The organism is Streptomyces sp. Wb2n-11 (genome assembly GCF_001049855.1).
Classification (GTDB): Bacteria; Actinomycetota; Actinomycetes; order Streptomycetales; family Streptomycetaceae; genus Streptomyces; species Streptomyces altiplanensis.
Genome location: NZ_CVPB01000001.1, coordinates 1986978 through 2006194 on the forward strand (window position 1 = coordinate 1986978; position 19217 = coordinate 2006194).

12 protein-coding genes and 1 pseudogene are annotated in these 19217 nt (G+C 70.9%); 9 read left to right on the top strand and 4 right to left on the bottom strand.

Annotation, left to right across the window (positions count from 1 at the left end; all coding sequences use genetic code 11):
• Positions 1-471 precede the first annotated feature (471 nt).
• From BN1555_RS08780 to BN1555_RS08815, 9 genes are all read left to right on the top strand, one after another.
• Complete coding sequence (locus BN1555_RS08780) at positions 472-3039, top strand: sensor histidine kinase (protein WP_255305943.1); 2568 nt, start codon at positions 472-474, stop codon at positions 3037-3039.
• On the top strand, positions 3036-3983 hold the full coding sequence (locus BN1555_RS40235; protein ID WP_255306483.1) for a hypothetical protein: 948 nt from the start codon (positions 3036-3038) through the stop codon (positions 3981-3983). Before BN1555_RS08780 ends, BN1555_RS40235 begins: the two co-directional genes overlap by 4 nt.
• A complete protein-coding gene (locus BN1555_RS08785; RefSeq protein ID WP_093798847.1) occupies positions 3984-4406 on the top strand; it encodes a roadblock/LC7 domain-containing protein in 423 nt (140 codons plus the stop codon).
• A gap of 115 nt (positions 4407-4521) precedes the next feature.
• Entirely contained in the window at positions 4522-4929 is a 408-nt protein-coding gene (locus BN1555_RS08790; RefSeq protein WP_093798848.1) for a DUF742 domain-containing protein, read from the top strand.
• Complete coding sequence (locus tag BN1555_RS08795; protein WP_093798849.1) at positions 4910-5491, top strand: GTP-binding protein; 582 nt, start codon at positions 4910-4912, stop codon at positions 5489-5491. Before BN1555_RS08790 ends, BN1555_RS08795 begins: the two co-directional genes overlap by 20 nt.
• 340 nt (positions 5492-5831) lie before the next feature.
• The gene (locus BN1555_RS08800) at positions 5832-8960 is read left to right on the top strand and encodes a sensor histidine kinase (protein WP_093798850.1); all 3129 of its coding nucleotides are present in this window, start codon (positions 5832-5834) and stop codon (positions 8958-8960) included.
• 10 nt (positions 8961-8970) lie between these two features.
• Positions 8971-9384 carry a roadblock/LC7 domain-containing protein gene (locus BN1555_RS08805; RefSeq protein ID WP_037649449.1) on the top strand — a complete coding sequence of 138 codons (414 nt, stop codon included), beginning with the start codon at positions 8971-8973 and terminating at the stop codon, positions 9382-9384.
• Positions 9385-9475: 91 nt separating this feature from the next.
• Positions 9476-10033, top strand: coding sequence for a DUF742 domain-containing protein (locus BN1555_RS08810; protein WP_093798851.1), 558 nt, complete (start codon positions 9476-9478; stop codon positions 10031-10033).
• Positions 10014-10595 carry a GTP-binding protein gene (locus BN1555_RS08815; RefSeq protein ID WP_028813754.1) on the top strand — a complete coding sequence of 194 codons (582 nt, stop codon included), beginning with the start codon at positions 10014-10016 and terminating at the stop codon, positions 10593-10595. Before BN1555_RS08810 ends, BN1555_RS08815 begins: the two co-directional genes overlap by 20 nt.
• A 92-nt stretch (positions 10596-10687) precedes the next feature.
• On the opposite strand, the gene BN1555_RS08820 is transcribed toward BN1555_RS08815, so the two are convergent.
• The 4 genes and pseudogenes from BN1555_RS08820 to BN1555_RS08835 form a co-directional block, all read right to left on the bottom strand.
• The gene (locus BN1555_RS08820) at positions 10688-10882 is read right to left on the bottom strand and encodes an acyl-CoA carboxylase subunit epsilon (RefSeq protein ID WP_093798852.1); all 195 of its coding nucleotides are present in this window, start codon (positions 10880-10882) and stop codon (positions 10688-10690) included.
• Between the two features lie 34 nt (positions 10883-10916).
• Positions 10917-12491, bottom strand: a pseudogene (locus BN1555_RS08825) (acyl-CoA carboxylase subunit beta); the annotation flags it as partial.
• A gap of 163 nt (positions 12492-12654) precedes the next feature.
• The gene (locus tag BN1555_RS08830; RefSeq protein ID WP_093803284.1) at positions 12655-14943 is read right to left on the bottom strand and encodes a polysaccharide lyase 8 family protein; all 2289 of its coding nucleotides are present in this window, start codon (positions 14941-14943) and stop codon (positions 12655-12657) included.
• 384 nt (positions 14944-15327) lie between these two features.
• Complete coding sequence (locus tag BN1555_RS08835) at positions 15328-19209, bottom strand: endo-alpha-N-acetylgalactosaminidase family protein (protein WP_093803285.1); 3882 nt, start codon at positions 19207-19209, stop codon at positions 15328-15330.
• Positions 19210-19217 lie beyond the last annotated feature (8 nt).

Sequence of the window (19217 nt, forward strand, 5' to 3'; positions counted from 1 at the left end):
ACCCGAACTGTTTCTACACCTTGTCACGCATCCCTCACGCCGTGTCACGCCGGTCGCGGCCCGACACGCGGGCCTTGTTGGAGATCCGGCACTGTGCTGGAATTCCCCGGACCGCCGCGAGATTCCAGCCGGCGCGCAGGGCGCACAACGCAGCGCCGAGTGGCGGTGGGAAGGGGAGAAGCGCCGGTCACTCACGACCACCCATGGGGCCGTTCGGTGCCCCACGACTCGACACCGTTCCGCCGTTCACGCGGAGGAACGCCTGGTCCAGAGGTTGCGACGCTAGTGCAGGGACGTTTCAAGAGGGATGGCAGCGCTGCGGCGGAGCAGGAGCCACGCGGGACCGACCGCGGATCCTCGCCCCAGCACGCCCAGAAGCACGCGTCGGCCGCGGCCGGCGACGGTGGCGGCGACCGCGGCGCGCGTACCGCGGCCAAGGGCGGCGGTGAGCAGGCGGCTCAGGCGGCTCCCGTGAGAGCCAAGGAGCCCACTTCCACGGGCTCGCGAATAGCCCTGCGCAACTGGCGCATCAGCACCCGTCTGGTCTCCCTGCTGGCCCTGCCGGTGGTCGCGGCGACCACGCTCGGCGGTCTGCGCATCAACGAGTCCATGAACGACATGGAGCAGCTGGAGCACATGCAGCTGCTGACCGACATGACCAAGCAGGCGACCGAGCTCGCCGCCGCGCTCCAGGAGGAGCGCGACAAGTCGGCCGGTCCGCTCGCCAACGGCACCAGCCCCGCCGACTTCAAGGTGAAGGGTCCCCGGGACAAGACCGACCGGGCCAGGGACGCGTTCATCGCCGGTACGAACAACATCGAGACGGAAGGCGACGAGAGCCTCCGGAGCATCCGCGTCAGCCTCCGGGACATCGCGGGCCGGCTGAACTCCATTCGCCAGATCCGTGAGGACGCGTACCAGAAGACGTCCAACTCGCAGACGGTCAACAACTACAGCCAGCTGATCACCTCGCTGCTGAGCCTCTCCCAGGACATGGCGCAGGCCACCTCCAACCCGGAGATGATCAAGCGGACGCGCGCCCTGGCGGCCTTCTCCTCCGCCAAGGAGTACGCCTCCATCCAGCGCGCGATCATCGCCGCGGCGCTGCCGGCCAACAACCGGGAGACGGGCAAGCTCAACGAGGGCGACCGCCTCTTCGCCAAGTCCGCGATGGAGAGCGAGGACGCGGCGCGCAATTCGTTCGCCTCCGTCTACGTGGGCGACGCCGAGGAACTGACCGCACCGCTGGACACCGGCAAGCCCGACATCGAGGCCGCCGACAAGTACGCGCACCGGATTCTGCAGACGTCGGGCGGGCTCAGGCGTGAGCTCCCGCGTTCGTACATGGACTGGACGGACGCGGACTCCAACAAGATCCAGGCCATGAAGCAGATCGAGACCACGCTCCTCAACGAGATGGAGCAGAAGGCTCGTGAGCTGCGCGACGAGTCGCAGCAGGACGCCATCCTCAACGGTGCGCTGATCCTGCTCGTCCTCGGTGTCTCGCTCGTCGGCGCGTTCGTCGTGGCCCGCTCCATGATCCGCTCGCTGCGCCGGCTCCAGGACACCGCCACCCGGGTCGCCCAGGACCGTCTCCCCGAGCTCGTCAAGCAGCTCTCCGAGGCCGACCCGCAGGACGTCGACACGTCCGTGGAGTCCGTCGGCGTGCACTCGCGCGACGAGATCGGCAAGGTGGCCGCGGCCTTCGACGACGTGCACCGCGAGGCGGTCCGCCTCGCCGCCGAGCAGGCGCTGCTGCGAGGCAACGTCAACGCGATGTTCACCAACCTGTCGCGGCGTTCGCAGGGCCTCATCCAGCGTCAGCTCTCGCTCATCTCCGAGCTGGAGTCGCGCGAGGCCGACCCCGACCAGCTTTCCTCGCTCTTCAAGCTCGACCACCTCGCGACCCGCATGCGCCGCAACGGCGAGAACCTGCTCGTTCTCGCCGGTGAAGAGCCCGGCCGCCGCTGGACCCGGCCCGTGCCGCTCGTCGACGTCCTGCGTGCCGCCGCGTCCGAGGTGGAGCAGTACGAGCGCATCGAGCTGTCCTCGGTGCCGGGCACCGAGGTCGCGGGACGCGTCGTCAACGACCTCGTGCACCTCCTCGCCGAGCTGTTGGAGAACGCCACGTCGTTCTCCTCTCCGCAGACCAAGGTCCGCGTCACCGGTCACGCGCTGCCCGACGGGCGGGTGCTCGTCGAGATCCACGACACCGGCATCGGCCTGTCGCCGGAGGACCTCGCCGCGATCAACGAGCGGCTCGCCTCGCCGCCCACCGTGGACGTCTCGGTCTCGCGCCGCATGGGTCTGTTCGTGGTCGGCCGCCTGTCCCTGCGGCACGGCATCCGCATCCAGCTGCGTCCCTCCGACTCCGGTGGCACGACCGCGCTGGTCATGCTGCCCGTCGATGTCGCCCAGGGCGGCAAGCAGGCTCCGACCAAGACCGGCGCGGCGGCCCAGCCGCAGGTGCCCTCCGGCCCCGGCGGCCGTGGGCCGGCCGACGGCGCCCGTCCCGGTCCCGCCGGCGGCTCCGCCCCGGCGGGACGGCTGCCCGCCGGTTCCGGTGGTGACGCGCGCGGCCAGGTCGCGGGCTCCGGTCCGCGTGCGGCACTGCCCGGGCGCGACGGGGGCCAGGGTCCCGGTCAGGGCCGGCAGCCCGGCTCCGCTCCGGGCCGGTCCGGTCAGGGCGGCGGTCTTTCCGGTGCCTTCGGCGGCAGCCGGCAGGCCGGCAACCGCGAGCGTCCCGGCGTACGCCGGAACGCCTTCCAGAAGGGCGACCCCGCCCAGGGCGGTCAGGGGGCGGTGCGCAGCAGCCGCCGTCCCGTGGCGGCCAGGGCCAGCGTGCCGAACTGCCCGGCTCCGCCGCCCCGCAGCGTCCGCAGACCACCAGCTGGGGCACCGACCAGCCGCGCGGTCACGAGGAAGCCGCGGACCGGCAGGGCCCCGGCTCGACCGCCGAGTTCCAGCGGCCGGACTTCGACGGACCGCCGCCCGCCTCCACGGGCCTGTTCGAGCGTTCCGACGTACGCGGTCCCGTGAACCAGCAGGCGACCGGGCAGTACGAGCGTCCCGGCGCCCGCGGCGCGCAGGACCCCGCGTCCACAAGCCAGTTCGCCGGGCCCGGGGCGAACGCCCCGCAGGGCAGCGGCCCGGCCGGCCAGTACCAGCGGACCGAGCTCCAGGCTCCGCAGGACCCCGCGTCCACCGCGCAGTTCGCCGCACCGGACTTCGGTGCCCCGCAGCAGGCCGGCCCGGCGGGCTACGGCGGCCAGATCCAGCCGCACGGCCAGGGGCAGCACCCGGACCAGGGCGGGCCCCAGGGCCTCGGCCCGGTGGCGCCGCGCCGGCACGGCCGCGAGAACACGGGGAACCCCGCGAACCCCGGCGGCGCGCCGCGTCCGCCCGTCGCGAGCGTGCCTCCGCAGCAGCCGCAGCACGAGCTGCCGCCCGCCCCCGGGCCCAGCGACGAACGTACGCCGCTCTTCGACACGCTCGAGTCGAACTGGTTCCAGCAGGGCGAGCAGCAGCAGGCTCCCGCCGTGCCCCAGCAGCAGTCCGGGCGGCCGGCGCAGCAGTCCTCTGCCGCGCACGCCGCCACCCCTCCGATGCCGCAGCGCGCCCAGGCGCGTGACACGGGTGCCGCGAGCAGCACCACCAACGGTACGAACGCCACCAACGGCGCCGCCTGGCGCACCTCGCCGAACGACGAACTCGTAAAGCAGGCCGAGCGGGTCAAGAAGCCCGCAGCCGGCGGTGTCACGACCTCGGGTCTGCCGCGTCGCGTCCCGCGCGCCAATCTGGTGCCGGGCACCGCGCAGCAGCAGAACCACCAGACCGGTCCGCAGGTCTCGCGTGCGCCTGACGACGTACGCGGCCGGCTGACCAATCTTCGTCGGGGTATCCAGCAGGGTCGCCAGGCCGGCAGCAACGGCTCGACGACCGGCAGCTTCACCATTGACCCCACTCACCAGCAGGAGCGTTAGTTGAGTCCGATAAGCCAGGCGGCGCAGAATCTGAACTGGTTGATCACCAACTTCGTGGACAACACCCCAGGGGTGTCCCACACGGTGGTGGTCTCCGCCGACGGACTCCTTCTGGCGATGTCCGAAGGCTTCCCGCGCGACCGTGCCGACCAGCTGGCGGCCGTGGCCTCCGGCCTGACCTCGCTGACCGCGGGGGCGTCCCGGATCTTCGAGGGCGGGGCTGTGACCCAGACCGTCGTCGAGATGGAGCGCGGCTTCCTCTTCCTGATGTCCGTGTCCGACGGCTCCTCGCTGGCCGTACTCGCCCACCCCGACTGCGACATCGGCCTCGTCGGCTACGAGATGGCGCTGCTGGTCGACCGGGCCGGCAGCGTCCTCACCCCGGACCTCCGTGCGGAGCTTCAGGGCAGTCTTCTCCACTAGACCGCGCACCGCAGATATTGCCGAGAACAGACCGTAAAGGCCGCGCACAGCCCCCCACCCCGGCCCCGTCAGACCGCAGGCTCATTCCCTGTTGTCATGCCCGGAGGATCGATCCATGACCCCGCCCCCCGCCTCTCGTGATCCGTACGGGACGCGTTACGACGCGTCGTACGACCAGGAGGGCGACCAGCCGCTGGTACGTCCGTACGCGATGACCGGCGGCCGGACCCGGCCGCGCTACCAGCTCGCCATCGAGGCACTGGTCAGCACCACCGCCGATCCCGCACACCTGTCCACGCTGCTCCCCGAGCATCAGCGGATCTGCCACCTGTGCCGTGAGGTCAAGTCGGTGGCGGAGGTGTCGGCACTGCTGTCGATGCCGCTCGGCGTCGCCCGGATCCTCGTCGCCGACCTGGCGGAGGCCGGCATGGTGGCGATCCACCAGCCGGGCAATGGAGAGGCCGGCGGCACGCCGGACGTCACGCTGCTGGAAAGGGTGCTCAGTGGACTTCGCCAGCTCTAGCGGCGGGACGGCCCGCGCCACGACTTCCGCGAAGATCGTGGTGGCGGGCGGCTTCGGCGTGGGCAAGACCACGTTCGTCGGAGCCGTCTCGGAGATCGACCCGCTGCGCACCGAGGCCGTGATGACCAGCGCGAGCGCCGGCATCGACGACCTCACGCACACCGGTGGCAAGACCACCACCACGGTGGCCATGGACTTCGGCCGCATCACCCTGGACCAGGACCTGATCCTGTACCTCTTCGGTACGCCCGGTCAGGACCGCTTCTGGTTCATGTGGGACGACCTGGTGCGCGGCGCGATCGGCGCCGTGGTGCTGGTGGACACCCGCCGTCTCGCCGACTGCTTCCCCGCCGTCGACTACTTCGAGAACAGCGGGCTGCCGTTCGTCATCGCCCTCAACGGCTTCGAGGGGCATCAGCCGTACACCCCCGACGAGGTGCGCGAGGCCCTGCAGATCGGCCCGGGCACCCCGATCCTCACCACCGACGCCCGCCACCGCGCGGACGCCAAGAGCGCGCTGATCACGCTCGTCGAACACGCCCTGATGGCGCGACTCAAGTAGTCCGTGCTATACGGCAGTTGTCGTGACGGCGCCCGGGGCGGATTGTGTCCTTCGACACTCTCCGCCCCGGTGTTCATAACGTTTCGAAAGAGAATTGCCCCGCCACGGCCACCGCGCGCGTTCGCGCGGTGCCGCTGCGCTCACATTGACTCCGCCATTTGACGCCGCTCGTTCTTTTTGACCGTTTTATCTGAGGCTTACACCACTCGGAATGGCCGGTTCTCGCTGTTTGGAAGGCAGCCGCTTGCCGTGCTGGAATTCGTCGAACTCCCGAGTAGTACGGCCCTGAACGAGAAAAACGGCACAGCGTAGGTGTCGGCGCCGAGAGGTTGTTGGTCGAGTGAGGCGTAGCAAGACGAGCTCCGCACAGCAGCAGGCGCGGGGCAACTTCACCCCGCCGCCGCGAACAGCGACGTCGCCCGCGGCCTCGCCCACCGCCCCTGCCGCCCCCGCGAGCGGCGACAGCAGCGGCAGCGGCCGGTTTTCGCCGCGCAACTGGCGCGTGCCCACCAAGCTGAACGCGATCCTGCTCATACCCGTGCTGGTCGGTCTCGTCATGGGCGGCTTCCAGGTCAAGGGGTCGATCGACACCTGGCAGGAAGCCCAGGACGCCGAGAAGACCGCGCTCCTGGTGCGCGCCGCCTCCGAGTACGGCCAGGCGCTGCTCAACGAGCGCGACCTGACCGCCGCCCCGCTCCTCCAGGGCAGGCGCACCAGCTCCGAGGTCACCGAGGTCCGCGCCGCGACCGACGCCGCCGCGAAGAAGTTCCACGCGGCCACCAAGAACCTCCCCGAGGGCCAGGGCCTCGAACGCCGCCTCGACCTCTTCGCGAAGGAGGAGCCCAAGCTCCCCGCGCTGCGCAAGGCCGCGTACACCCAGGCCTTCGACCCGGTGAAGACCGAAGAGGGCTACACCGCCGTTCAGCACTCCCTCATGGAGCTGTCGAACGAGCTCGGCCTGGGCACCGGCAACATCACCGCCTACGGCCGTACGGTCTACGCCATCCAGCTCGCCAAGGCCGCCGGGTCGCTCCAGCGCTCCATCGGCACGCACCTCCTGGTCCGCCCGAGCGGTGACCCGGAGAAGTTCGCACAGCAGACGGTCGCCTTCAACTCGTACAACTACCTGGAGCAGATCGCCCTCGGCGAGTACGTCTCCGGTGGTACGCAGGAGGACACCGACAAGCTCGAGCGGGTCATGAAGGAGAAGGCGGAGGACGGCGCCAAGAAGCTCGCCGCCGCCAAGCACCAGGCCGACCAGGCCGGCGTCCCCTTCAAGGCTCCGCCGAGCAAGGGCGGTTCGGTCCTCGACGGCATGGCCGAGCAGATCGGCAAGGGCAGACCGGCCGGTCTGAAGGAGAAGGGCGTCACGCCCGAGTTCTGGATGGCCGCCGCCACCGCCAAGTTCGATGGCTACAGCGAGATCGAGACCGACCTCGTCGACAAGGCCGTGAACGAGGCCGCCACGATCTCGTCCGACGCCAGGACCGACGCCATCGTCAACGGTCTCGTCGTGATCATCGCGCTGCTCGCCTCGGTCCTCCTGGCCGGCATGATGGCCCGTCAGATGAGCAGTGCGATGAGCCGGCTGCGGACCGCCGCCTTCGGCATCGCCGAGCAGCGCCTGCCGATGCTGGTCGACCAGCTCTCCCGTGCGGAGCCGGGCCGCGTCGACACCCGCGTGGAGCCGATCCCGATCACCACGCACGACGAGATCGGCGAGGTCGCCCGCGCCTTCGACCAGGTGCACCGCGAGGCCGTCCGGCTCGCCGCCGAGCAGGCCATGCTGCGGGGCAACATCAACGCGATCTTCACCAACCTCTCGCAGCGCAACCAGTCCCTGATCGAGGGCCAGCTGACCCTGATCACGCACCTGGAGAACAACGAGGCCGACCCGGACCAGCTGGAGAACCTCTTCAAGCTGGACCACCTCGCGACCCGTATGCGCCGCAACGGCGAGAACCTCCTCATCCTCGCGGGTGAGGAGCCCGGCCGCCGCTGGAACCAGCCGGTCCCGCTGGTCGACGTGCTCCGCGCGGCCTCCTCCGAGGTGGAGTCGTACGAGCGCATCGAGCTCAGCGGCGTACCGGAATCGGAGATCCACGGCCAGGCCGTGACCGACCTCGTGCACCTGCTGGCGGAGCTGCTGGAGAACGCCACCACGTTCTCGTCGCCGCAGACGAAGGTGCGCGTCACCGCGACCCGGCTGCCCGACGGCCGCGTCATGATCGAGATCCACGACAAGGGCATCGGCCTCACCGCCGAGGACTTCGCGGACATCAACCACAAGCTGGCGAACCCGCCGACCGTGGACGCCGCCGTCTCGCAGCGCATGGGCCTGTTCGTGGTCGGCCGCCTCGCGGACCGGCACAGCATCCGTGTCCAGTTGCGCCCCTCGGGCGAGCAGGCCGGCACCACGTCGCTGGTCATGCTGCCGGACGCCATCACCCACGGTGGCGGTGGCGACGCGCTGCCGCAGGACGCCTTCACGGTCTCCTCGATCATTCCCGAGCAGCAGCAGGCGTTCGAGAGCGCCCCGATGCGCACCGCGGCCGAACTCGGCTTCGACGATTCGCGTTACGGCTCCGAGGAGCCGGACGAGGCGCAGCTGGACCCGGTGGGCCGCTCGTTGATACGCGAGGAGCGGCGTGCCCAGTTGGGGGCACAGGTCACCGGTGACCGTCCGCTGTTCCGTGACGAGGTACCGCAGCAGGCGTCGTACGAGGACCCGCAGCAGCAGTACGAGCAGCAGCCCCAGCAGCCGGTGTACGGCCAGCAGGGGTATGACGACTACCCGGCTTACCAGACGTATCCGGAAGCCGAGTACCAGGAGCCCGCAGCACCGCAGGCGGCGTACGAAGAGGGGTACGATTCCGCTTCCCACCAGGGGAACTGGCAGGATCAGGGCTCTTACAACGGTACGTACGAACAGGAATTCGGATCGGAACCGGAATCTGCTCAGGACGCTCCCGCGAACGGCCGGGAACGCGTAGGCTTCGACCGTCCGGGTACCGCCCCGGCCCCCGCCCACGAGTTGACCGACGCGGGCCTTCCGCGGCGCGGCGGCCAGCAGCACTGGCAGCCCACCGAGGAGCCGGCCGGGCAGTCCGCCGGGCAGGAAGCCGCGCAGCAGCAGGGCGCGGACGGGAAGGGCGGCACCGAAGAGTGGCGTTCGTCGAACGACGAGCGCTGGCAGCGGGCGGAGAAGCTCCGTGAGCCCAAGGCGGGCGGAGTCACCTCCTCCGGTCTCCCCCGGCGGGTGCCCAAGGCCAACCTGGTCGAGGGAACCGCGGAGCAGACCCCGCAGGGCGGCCCCCAGGTCTCCCGCGCTCCCGAGGACGTACGGGGCAGGTTGAGCAACCTGCGCCGCGGCGTCCAGCAGGGGCGGAACGCGGGAACGGACACGAACACAGCGGCCACTTACGATCAGCACGGTGGCCATGGCAACACCTACAACCAGGAGCGTTAGTGTGAGCCCGATGAGCCAGGCGGCGCAGAATCTGAACTGGTTGATCACCAACTTCGTGGACAACACCCCCGGGGTGTCCCACACGGTGGTGGTCTCCGCCGACGGACTCCTGCTGGCAATGTCCGAGGGCTTTCCCCGGGACCGCGCCGACCAGCTGGCGGCCGTGGCCTCCGGCCTGACCTCGCTGACGGCGGGTGCCTCCCGGATCTTCGAGGGCGGCGCGGTCAACCAGACCGTGGTGGAGATGGAGCGCGGCTTCCTCTTCCTGATGTCGATCTCGGACGGTTCCTCGCTGGCCGTACTGGCCCACCCGGAAGCCGACATCGGCCTCGTGGGCTACGAGATGGCCCTCCTGGTGGACAGGGCCGGCAGTGTCCTCACTCCGGACCTGCGCGCCGAGCTGCAAGGAAGTCTTCTCAACTAACAGACAGACAATGCGCTGTGGCGGCCCCGGGCTTTAGGGTGCGGGGATGTAGCTCCACAGCAACGGGTGCCCGGCAGTCGGAGGAGGAAACGTGGCAACACCCCCGGACGGTTCTTCGGCCAACTGGCCTTACGGCCAGGGCCAGGGCCAGAATCAGGGTGACACCTCGCAGAACAGGTTCAACTTCCCCTCCGCACCGAGCCGGGCCCAGCCGTACGAGCCGCCGCAGCCGCCGCAGCAGCGGCAGCCGCGCCCCCAGTCGGCACAGTCGAGGCGGGCCCCCGCGCCCGCCGTCACCCAGGCGAACCACAATCCGCTGGTTCGTCCGTACGCCATGACCGGCGGCCGCACCAGGCCGCGCTACCAGCTCGCCATCGAGGCACTGGTCAGCACCACGGCGGACCCGTCACGTCTGCAAGGGCAACTGCCCGAGCATCAGCGGATCTGCCACCTGTGCCGGGAGATCAAGTCGGTTGCCGAGATCTCGGCGCTTCTCACCATCCCCCTCGGGGTTGCCCGGATCCTCGTCGCCGACTTGGCAGAGGCCGGACTTGTAGCCATTCACCAGCCCGGCGGCGACGAGTCCGCCGGCGGTCAGCCAGACGTGACACTGCTCGAAAGGGTGCTCAGTGGACTTCGCAAGCTCTAGCAGCGGAGCAGCCCGCTCCACAACCTCCGCGAAGATCGTGGTGGCGGGCGGCTTCGGCGTGGGCAAGACCACGTTCGTCGGAGCCGTCTCGGAGATCAACCCGCTGCGCACCGAGGCCGTCATGACGTCCGCATCGGCGGGCATCGACGACCTCACGCACACCGGAGACAAGACCACCACCACGGTGGCCATGGACTTCGGCCGCATCACCCTGGACCAGGACCTGATCCTGTACCTCTTCGGTACGCCCGGTCAGGACCGCTTCTGGTTCATGTGGGACGACCTGGTGCGCGGCGCGATCGGCGCCGTGGTGCTGGTGGACACCCGCCGTCTCGCCGACTGCTTCCCCGCCGTCGACTACTTCGAGAACAGCGGGCTGCCATTCGTCATCGCCCTCAACGGCTTCGACGGCCACCAGCCGTACAACCCCGACGAGGTGCGCGAGGCCCTGCAGATCGGCCCCGACACCCCGATCCTCACCACCGACGCCCGCCACCGCGCGGACGCCAAGAGCGCGCTGATCACGCTCGTCGAACACGCCCTGATGGCGCGGCTCCGGTAGGACCGAGGACCGGCGTACGTACGAGAAGGGCCCCCGCCACTTCGAGGAGTGGACGGGGGCCTTCGTCGTACGCGCCGGGAGAGCGGTGGGGCTCAGCCCTGCCAGCTGTGCGGGGCGCGGAAGCCCGGGGTGCGCTCCAGGCGGCGCCAGCCGGCCGTGGAGCGGCCGTGGTGGACCGGGGCCGCTTCGGAGCGGCCCGCGGCGCGGGCCATCAGGATCGCGGTGATCGCGGCCAGCTCCTCGGGCTCGGCGTGGCCCTTCTCGACGCGCAGCAAGGATTCGTTCATGGGGACTCTCCGTCTTCTTCGCAGGGTTACTGCGGGGGTTGCCGTGCTTGCGCGACGGCAGGTCGGCGTGCTTGTTGCGGAGCATCGCGAGGGAGGCGATCAGCACCTCGCGGGTCTCGGCCGGGTCGATGACGTCGTCGACCAGACCGCGCTCGGCGGCGTAGTACGGGTGCATCAGCTCCGCCTTGTACTCCTTGACCATGCGGGCGCGCATGGCCTCGGGGTCCTCGGCCTCGGCGATCTGCTTGCGGAAGATGACGTTGGCGGCGCCCTCCGCGCCCATCACCGCGATCTCGTTGGTGGGCCAGGCGTAGGTGAGGTCGGCACCGATGGACTGGGAGTCCATGACGATGTACGCACCTCCGTAGGCCTTGCGCAGGATCAGGGAGATCCGGGGCACCGTGGCGTTGCAGTACGCGTAGAGCAGCTTCGCGCCGTGGCGGATGATCCCACCGTGCTCCTGGTCGACGCCCGGGAGGAAGCCGGGTACGTCCAACAGGGTGACGATGGGGATGTTGAACGCGTCGCACATCTGCACGAAGCGCGCGGCCTTCTCGCTGGCCTCGATGTCGAGGACACCGGCCAGGGACTGCGGCTGGTTGGCGACGATGCCGACCACCTGGCCGTCGAGGCGGGCCAGCGCGCAGAGGATGTTGGTGGCCCAGCGCTCGTGGATCTCGAGGAAGTCGCCGTCGTCGACGAGCTCCTCGATGACCTTGCGCATGTCGTACGGGCGGTTGCCGTCGGCCGGGACCAGGTCCAGGAGCACGTCGGAGCGGCGGTCCGCCGGGTCCTGGGACTCGGCCGCCGGCGGGTTCTCGCGGTTGTTGGAGGGCAGCATCGAGATCAGGTAGCGGACCTCGGCGATGCAGGTCTCCTCGTCGTCGTACGCGAAGTGCGCGACACCCGAGGTCTCGGCGTGCACGTCGGCGCCGCCGAGGCCGTTCTGGGTGATCTCCTCGCCGGTCACGGCGCGGACGACGTCCGGGCCGGTGATGAACATCTGCGAGGTCTCGCGGACCATGAAGACGAAGTCGGTGAGGGCGGGGCTGTACGCCGCGCCGCCCGCGCACGGGCCGAGCATCACCGAGATCTGCGGGATGACCCCGGAGGCGCGGGTGTTGCGCTGGAAGATGCCGCCGTAGCCGGCGAGGGCGGAGACGCCCTCCTGGATGCGGGCGCCGGCACCGTCGTTGAGGGAGACCAGGGGGGCACCGGCCGAGATGGCCATGTCCATGATCTTGTGGATCTTGGTGGCGTGGGCCTCGCCCAGTGCGCCGCCGAAGATGCGGAAGTCGTGGGCGTAGACGAAGACCGTGCGGCCCTCGACCGTGCCCCAGCCGGTGATGACACCGTCGGTGTACGGCTTCTTGGCCTCCAGGCCGAACCCGGTCGCCCGGTGCCGGCGCAGCTGCTCGACCTCCTTGAACGTGCCGGGGTCGAGCAGCAGCTCGATGCGCTCACGGGCGGTCAGCTTGCCCTTGGCGTGCTGGGCTTCGGTCGCCCGCTCACTGGGGCCGCGGCGGGCCTGCTCGCGCAGCGCGAGCAGCTCGGCCACCCGGCCACGGGCGTCGGTGGGCTCGCGCGGCGTCTCGTCCAAAACGGTCATGTACTGACCCTACGAAGGCGCACAAGGAAAACAGGCCGTCGACTCTTCACAGTCTCCGGCCCGTTCTCCTGTCACCACCGGACAGAACCATCCGCCCATGCGGCCTAAGCACCAGCCGAGAGCCGTCGCGGATTGTGGAGGTCCGACAAGGCCCCCCCTGCCGTCAGCTGAGAGTCACCTCACAGCGGTGGGTCGCTCCGGCCGTGCCGGGCGTGATGCGGAGCCTCAGCGTACGGCCGGTGGACAGCACTTCGACGCCGGGGTCCTTCGTGACGACGCGGACGCCGCGGCGCTCCCAGGCGACCTCCAGCGGCCGACCGGTGCGCGCCGGTTCGCTGACCGCGAGCGTGGCGGTGCGTCGCCTGCGGCGTACGAGCACGCTCGCCGGGGCGGTCGCCGTCAGCCGCTCCGCCGTGCCCGGCTGCCAGAAGTTGGCGGCCGTGACGCCCAGGGAGCGGACGGCCACCGCCTGGACGGCGCGGGTGTTGGCGAGCACCTTCAGCCAGTCGCGGTCGGCCGAGCGGGCGGCCACGGTGCGTCGGGAGGCTCCCGGCATCAGGAGGTAGGTGTACGACGCGTCCACCGGGTCGGTGCCGTGGTCGAGCCAGAGGGTCTGGTAGCGGCGGGTCCGGCGCTCGGTGGTGCTGGTGGTGTTGATGTCGTTCCAGGAGCCGGTGCGGTCCTCGCGCAGGGTCTTCAGGTCCGCGCCGCCGGGGAAGACCCAGCCGCCGTGTCCTTCGAGGTGGGCCCAGCGGGGAGTGGCGTGGCCGGTGTCGACGGTGAGCGGGTTCGTACCGCCTTCACCGAGCATGCGGTTGTCGACGACCGTCTCGGCGGGTACGCCGTCGGTGGAGGTGATGCCGGCACCGAGGCACACGACCGCATCGGCCAGGCAGAACCACGACGTGCGGGCTTCGAGGGTGGAGCCGAGGCCCTTGAGGTGCTGGCCCACGGCGGCGAACTCGCCGTCGGTGGTGCCGCCGACCCATGAGACCGCGGGCTTCGGGGCGCCCCATTCGCCGCCCGCCCGGTCGGCGAGCCGCTTGGTGGACACGGTGGTTCCGGGGAGGCGGTAGAAGTTGACGGTGGGCCAGAACCAGTCGGTGTACTGGTCGTTGGCCCTCTCCCCCGGCCACCAGTAGAGCATTCCGGCGCCGGTGTGCCAGCCGCGCGGGTTCTCCCCGTTGCCGCACTCGTAGTACGAGATCCGCTCCGAGGCCATCGAGATGCCGGCCGCCCAGCCGGGGCGCCGGTGCACGGCCCGGTCCATGGAGGCGAAGAGCTTGTGCGCGACGGGCTCGGGGGCGGCTGCCACGGGAGAGGCGGCGACGGCGTGCAGCCGGGAGAGGTCGGCGACGCCGAACCGGGGTGCGGTGAGCAGGGGCGTCGTACGGTCGCGCTCGATCCAGCCCTTGACCAGGGCGGTCCAGCGGCGCCGTTCCGCTTCGGACGCGCCGCCGGCGAGCAGCGGGACGGCGGCGATGAGTCCCTGGCCGTGGAAGTGGTCGCTGCGCATGACCTTGCGGTCGTCGCTCTTGAGGTAACCCCGGCTGATGGCACGGCCGTTGACGCTGTCCATCATCAGGCCGTTGTAGATGAGGGGTGCGTAGGCGTTCTCGACGGAGTCGAGGATGATCTGGCGGTTCGGGTCGGTGACGGCCCAGGTGGAGCCGGCGAGGAGGGTGAAGAGGCGGCCGAGGCCGTCGAGCATGACCTGTCCGTACGTTCCCGAGTAGGCGACCCAGGTGTGCTGGACGAAGGAGCCGTCGGCGTACAGGCCGTCTCCCTTGGTCACGTACGGGAAGACGGGCGAGAGGGCGTCGCGGGCGAGGGCGATCTTCGCCGGGCTGCGGCCGATGACGCCGCGCAGGGCCACGGAGCGGCAGAGGTCGACGCGGTTGGCGCCGGTGCTCGTGCCGGAGTAGTTCTCCAGTACGGCGTCGGGGACGAAGTGGTCGACGGCGGCGCAGGCGGCCTGGCGCCGGGAGTCGGTGAGCTCGTCGTGGAGGGCGGCGACGATGTCCATGAGGAGGCGGGGGCTGCCGATCTGCCACTCCCACCAGTTGCCGTAGCGGGTGGTGGAGGGGTGGTAGATCCTGGCGGAGAGGTGGTCGAGGCCCTTGACGATGTCGGCGAGGAGGGCGGCGTCGGCGGTGAGGCCGGTGCCGGGCTGGAGGTAGGCCTGGGTCATGGTCCACAGGCGGCTGTAGCTCTGGGTGATGCCGGCGGGCGGGTCGAAGGGGTGACCGGGCCACAGGGAATCGCCGGCCGGGGCCATGGCGGTGCGGAAACCCGCGGCGAGACGGCCGGTCTCCGCGAGGCGCGAGGCGTACGGCTCGGCGGCCGGGTCGAATCCGGTGCCGAGCGAGAGCTCGGCCCAGCGCAGGCGGAGCGTCTCGTACTCGTCGGTGCCGTCCGCCGCTCGCGCGGGGCCGGGGCCGGCGAGGGCCAGGCCGAGTGCGGTGGCGGAGGTGGTGGCGAGGAAGGCACGGCGGGACCAGGCGGGCGGGAGCGGCACGGGGCCTCCGGAGCTGGAGTGGTTCAGACCTGTGCCCGCTGGTGTAGCACGGCGCTCCGGAAGCAATCAATGGGCGTGCGAACACCGGGGGAAAGCGCTTGCCCTGAGGCGGGTGGGGCCCGGGGCCGTGGATGCGGCGGGAGGGGCGTGGGCGGGCAACCCGGAGCCGTAGGCGGGGCGCCGGAGGTCGTGGGCGCGGCACTTTTCCACTGTGGCGCTGTGCGGCTCCGCTCCGGACCCCGTCCTCCGGTCGCCGGAAGGGCTCGACGTGAGTCCTTCCGGCGACCGGGGTCCCGCCCGCTCCGGGGGCCGGCCGGATCAGCCCGCGCAGTGGAAGCGCGCGTTCCCCCAGTCCGCGTGGTCGTTGCCCGGGCCGTCGCCGCCGTCCCCGGTCAGCAGGTCGACGTACTTCGCCCCCGTCACGTCGGCCGTCAGCGGCCACGCGCGGTCCGCCGCCCGCAGCACCGGCGACTTCACCCTCTCCGTACCGTCGGCGGCGACACTGAACTGCACGCTGCCGCGCGTCCCCTGGGAGTCGTCCTGGCCCACCTGCGCGGTGAAGGACGTGCACTTCCCGCCCAGGTAATAGCGGATCCTCCCGGGCGACGCGGTGCCGAGGCCCTTAGCGAACACGGTGCCGTCGACCGTCAGCGGCTTGCCGTCCCCGGCCCCCGTCTCCCCGTTGGACATGTCGCGCTCGGCCGGCCCCCAGCCGTTCTCCATCGACACCCAGTCCAGGTCACTGGCGTACGCGCCGGCCGTCGGCGGGGGCGGCAGCGTACGCACGGAAGCCGTCGCCCCGAGCTTCCGCGTTTCGCCGCCCACGGTGTACACCGCCTCCGCACCGAGGCTGTACGCCCGGTACTCGGCGTCCACCGGCGGCGTCACCTGCCAGGTCGCCGTGGCCTTCGCGCCCGGCGCGACCGAGGCGAACCCGGCCGCGTCCGCGGGCTCGGTCCGCCAGCCCTCCGGCAGGGCCAGGTCCACCTCGACGCCGGTGGCCGGCGCCGGCCCGAAGTTGGTGAAGACCGCCTCGACCTCGTTCTTCTGCCCGGGTTCGAGGGCCTCCCGGGCGGATGCCAGCGAGAGCGTTCCGCAGGCGGCCTTCCGCGTCGCGGGCCCGAGGTCGGTCACCGTGAAGCCGTCGAGGACGAAGTCCGCCCCGTCCGGCGCGCCGGCCTTCTTGCGCAGCCCGGTCCAGGTGTCGCCGCAGCCCGCCGTGACGGTCTCGGAGAGGTGGGCCGTCGCGGTCTCGGCCCCGACGGGCGTACGCCGCGTCTCCACCGAGGCCGGTACGCCGTCGGCGCCGATCCGGTCGTACCCGGTCACCCACTCGTACGCGTCCGCGTGGCTCGACTGGTAGTCGAACTCGACCCGGTAGCTGCGCCCCTCCTTCAGCGGGACGGTGCCGGGTCCGGTCCGGTAGACGAGGCCGGTGTTCTCGTCGTGGGACTTGAGGGACTCCGAGCCGCTCACCACGTCGTCGATGCGCTTCTTGTTCCAGCCGGCCTGGGTGTACGGGGCGTGCTTCTGCGCGACATGGGTGCGAGGGTCGGTGTCACCGCCCGCGTCACCCTTGAAGAAGGGGCCCCAGCCCTGGTCGACGGCCTCGAAGTCGTCGTGCACGAGCGTGCCCGGCTTCGTCGCGGGCGCGTTCGCGACGAGTCTCACGTCGTCGATGCGGACCCTCGCCGCACCGCCCTTCGCCGTACCGCTGTTCGCCGCCTCGACCCGGACGACCGTGGCGCCGTCCGCGGGCGCGGTGAAGTTGACCTTGGCGCGCTGGAAGTACGTACCGTGCCAGTCGTTGGCGGCGGTCCGCTCCTTGGCGGTGGACCGCTCGATCACGGTCTGCTCGCCGCCCGCGGAGAGGGTCGTACGCCGCTCCTCGCCCGGCTCGACCTCCAGCCAGGCGGACGCGGTGTAGCGCGCGCCGGGGCTGAGACCGACGACGCGCTGCTCCACGGCGGCCGTGCCCGTACCGCTCAGCTCCGCGCTGTTGCGCCCCTGGCTGTCGGTGTCGCGTTCGACGGTGCCCGTCTTCTTCCAGCCGTCGAGCCCGGCGTCGTTGAAGCCGGGGTCGTCGATCCCGGTGCCCTCGCCCCAGGCGGCGTCACGCGCCTGGGGCGTGCGGCCCTGCGGGTAGAGGACGTACGCCTGCCCCGCAGCGGCGTCGAGCGTCACCTTGCCGTCGTCCGCGCGGATCGTCTCGGTCTCGGTCCGGCCGTTGTCGGTGAGCCGGTGGACGGTGAAGGCGCCGGTCTTCCGGTACTTCTCCGGCAGCTCCCAGGTGCTGGCGCCACCCTGCTTGTTGTAGTGGTAGAGCTTCTTGCCCCGCCACGGCAGCAGGTACCTGTCCCCGTCGAGGACCTTCGCGCCGCCGACCGTGAACGTCCGCCTGCCGTTCTCGACGGTGCCGCGCACGCCGCCGCTGAAGTCGACGGTGTTCCCGGCCTTGTCCCAGCGCTGGATGTCGTGGTGCTGGAGGAACTTGGCGGGCAGGTTCTTCTGCCAGATGTTGGCGGAGAACGTGTTCCAGTCGGTCTCGCCGGTCCAGCCCTCGAAGTCCTCCAGGGCGCTCTGGCCGAGGACGGGGTCGTCGTTCCAGACGTCCTTCTCGCCGTTGCGGATGAAGCGGATGATCTGTGAGTTGAGGCCCTTGTTGGTGGCTCCGCCGTAGCTCAGGTCGTTGGCCCAGTGCGACCAGAGCGACGTGCGCTCGAACTTGTCGGCCCATTCGGTGGCGACGTTCCAGCCCTGCGCCCGGACCTGTTCCATCGTCTTGTCGGCGATCCAGCCGTGGGTGTAGTAGACGTCGATGTAGAGCAGGCTGAGGTTGGGGTCGGTCTCGTCGCGCAGCTGCTGGAACCTGCGTGCCATGTCACCGCTGTTGATGTCGCGGCGCTGATCGATGTAATAGCTCTGGTTGAGCCAGTTCCAGCCGGGCGCGTTCTTGTCGACCAGGGCTTCGCTGAAGGCCCTGGCCTCCGGGTACGCTTCGGTCTGGTTGACGTGGACGCCGAAGGTGGCGCCCCACTTCTTGCCGGCCTTGAGCAGCTTGTTGAGGTCGGTGAGGCCGCCGGCGCGCTTGTTGTAGTTGCCGCCGTAGTCGGGGTGCGCCGAGTCGTGCCCCTCCGACCCGTACCCCTTGAGCAGGGCCAGCTGTCCGAGGCCGTCCGTCGCCAGCGACACCCGCTTGACGTCGTCGAGGGTACGGAGGAAGGGGTGCGTGGCCTGGCTGGCGAAGTTGAAGGGGATGTGCGTGACGACGCGGTCCGGCGTGTGCCCGCTGCCCGGTGCCTTGACCCCGATGTCGCGGAAGGCGACGGCGCCGTCCTGCCAGTCGACTTTCCCGTCGCCGTTCGCGTCGGGCGTCACGACGACCTTGGCCCACGGCAGCTCCTTGTCGGGGGCGGGTGCGCCGGCGCCCCGGTAGGTCCACTGCCCGGACCACACGCCGACGCGCACGCTGCCGTCGGCGGCCTTCCGCGCCCGGTGCCAGAAGCGGGCGTCGTCGCCGTTGGTCGGGCCGCTCGGCCTGTCGTACGAGGAGTTCGACTCGACGGCCGCGGCGAGCGCGTCCGTGTTGACGATGGCGTACGAGGCCCCGACGGGCGCGGCGTCGGCCGTCGCCCCGTCCGTCACCTTGGCGAAGACGTCGGCGGTCCTCGTCGAGTCGGGGTCGAGCCGGGTGAAGGCGGTCTCGGCGCCGGTGTCCGTGGAACCGACCGACACGAGGTCGTGCCCGGGGATGTCGAGGGTCCCGACGCGGAACGCCTCGGTGTCCCGCACCGCCGTCACCTCGAACGTCGTGGCCCGCCCGGTGACGGACAGCTCCGCGTCGATCTCGACGCCCGCCAGTGCGGGGAAGACGAGGGTGTACGCGGCGCTGTCGGCGTCGGCGGCCGGCTCGCCGCCCTTGACCTCGACGGCGTACGCCCTGCCGTCGAGCGTGACGTCGGTGACCGGCCGCGTACTGCCGAGGAGCCGGGCGCCGCCCGCCCGGTCCGTGTAGGAGAGGACCCGCGGGAAGTCCTTGGCCACGGCGACCGAGAGCTGCGCGGAGCCGATGACGATGCCGGCGGCCGGGGCGGTGTCGGCGGGGACTACGGCCGACGCCGTGGGGGCGGGTCCGGCCAGGGCGAGTACGGCGGACGAGGTGGCTGCGAGAGCGCACGCCGCTCTGAGTCTTCGTGGCATGAGGGGCA

Coding starts and splice junctions, on each gene's coding strand:
- BN1555_RS08805 (WP_037649449.1), top strand. CDS start 8,971: ATGAGCCAGGCGGCGCAGAATCTGAACTGGTTGATCACCAACTTCGTG.
- BN1555_RS08790 (WP_093798848.1), top strand. CDS start 4,522: ATGACCCCGCCCCCCGCCTCTCGTGATCCGTACGGGACGCGTTACGAC.
- BN1555_RS08835 (WP_093803285.1), bottom strand. CDS start 19,209: ATGCCACGAAGACTCAGAGCGGCGTGCGCTCTCGCAGCCACCTCGTCC.
- BN1555_RS08820 (WP_093798852.1), bottom strand. CDS start 10,882: ATGAACGAATCCTTGCTGCGCGTCGAGAAGGGCCACGCCGAGCCCGAG.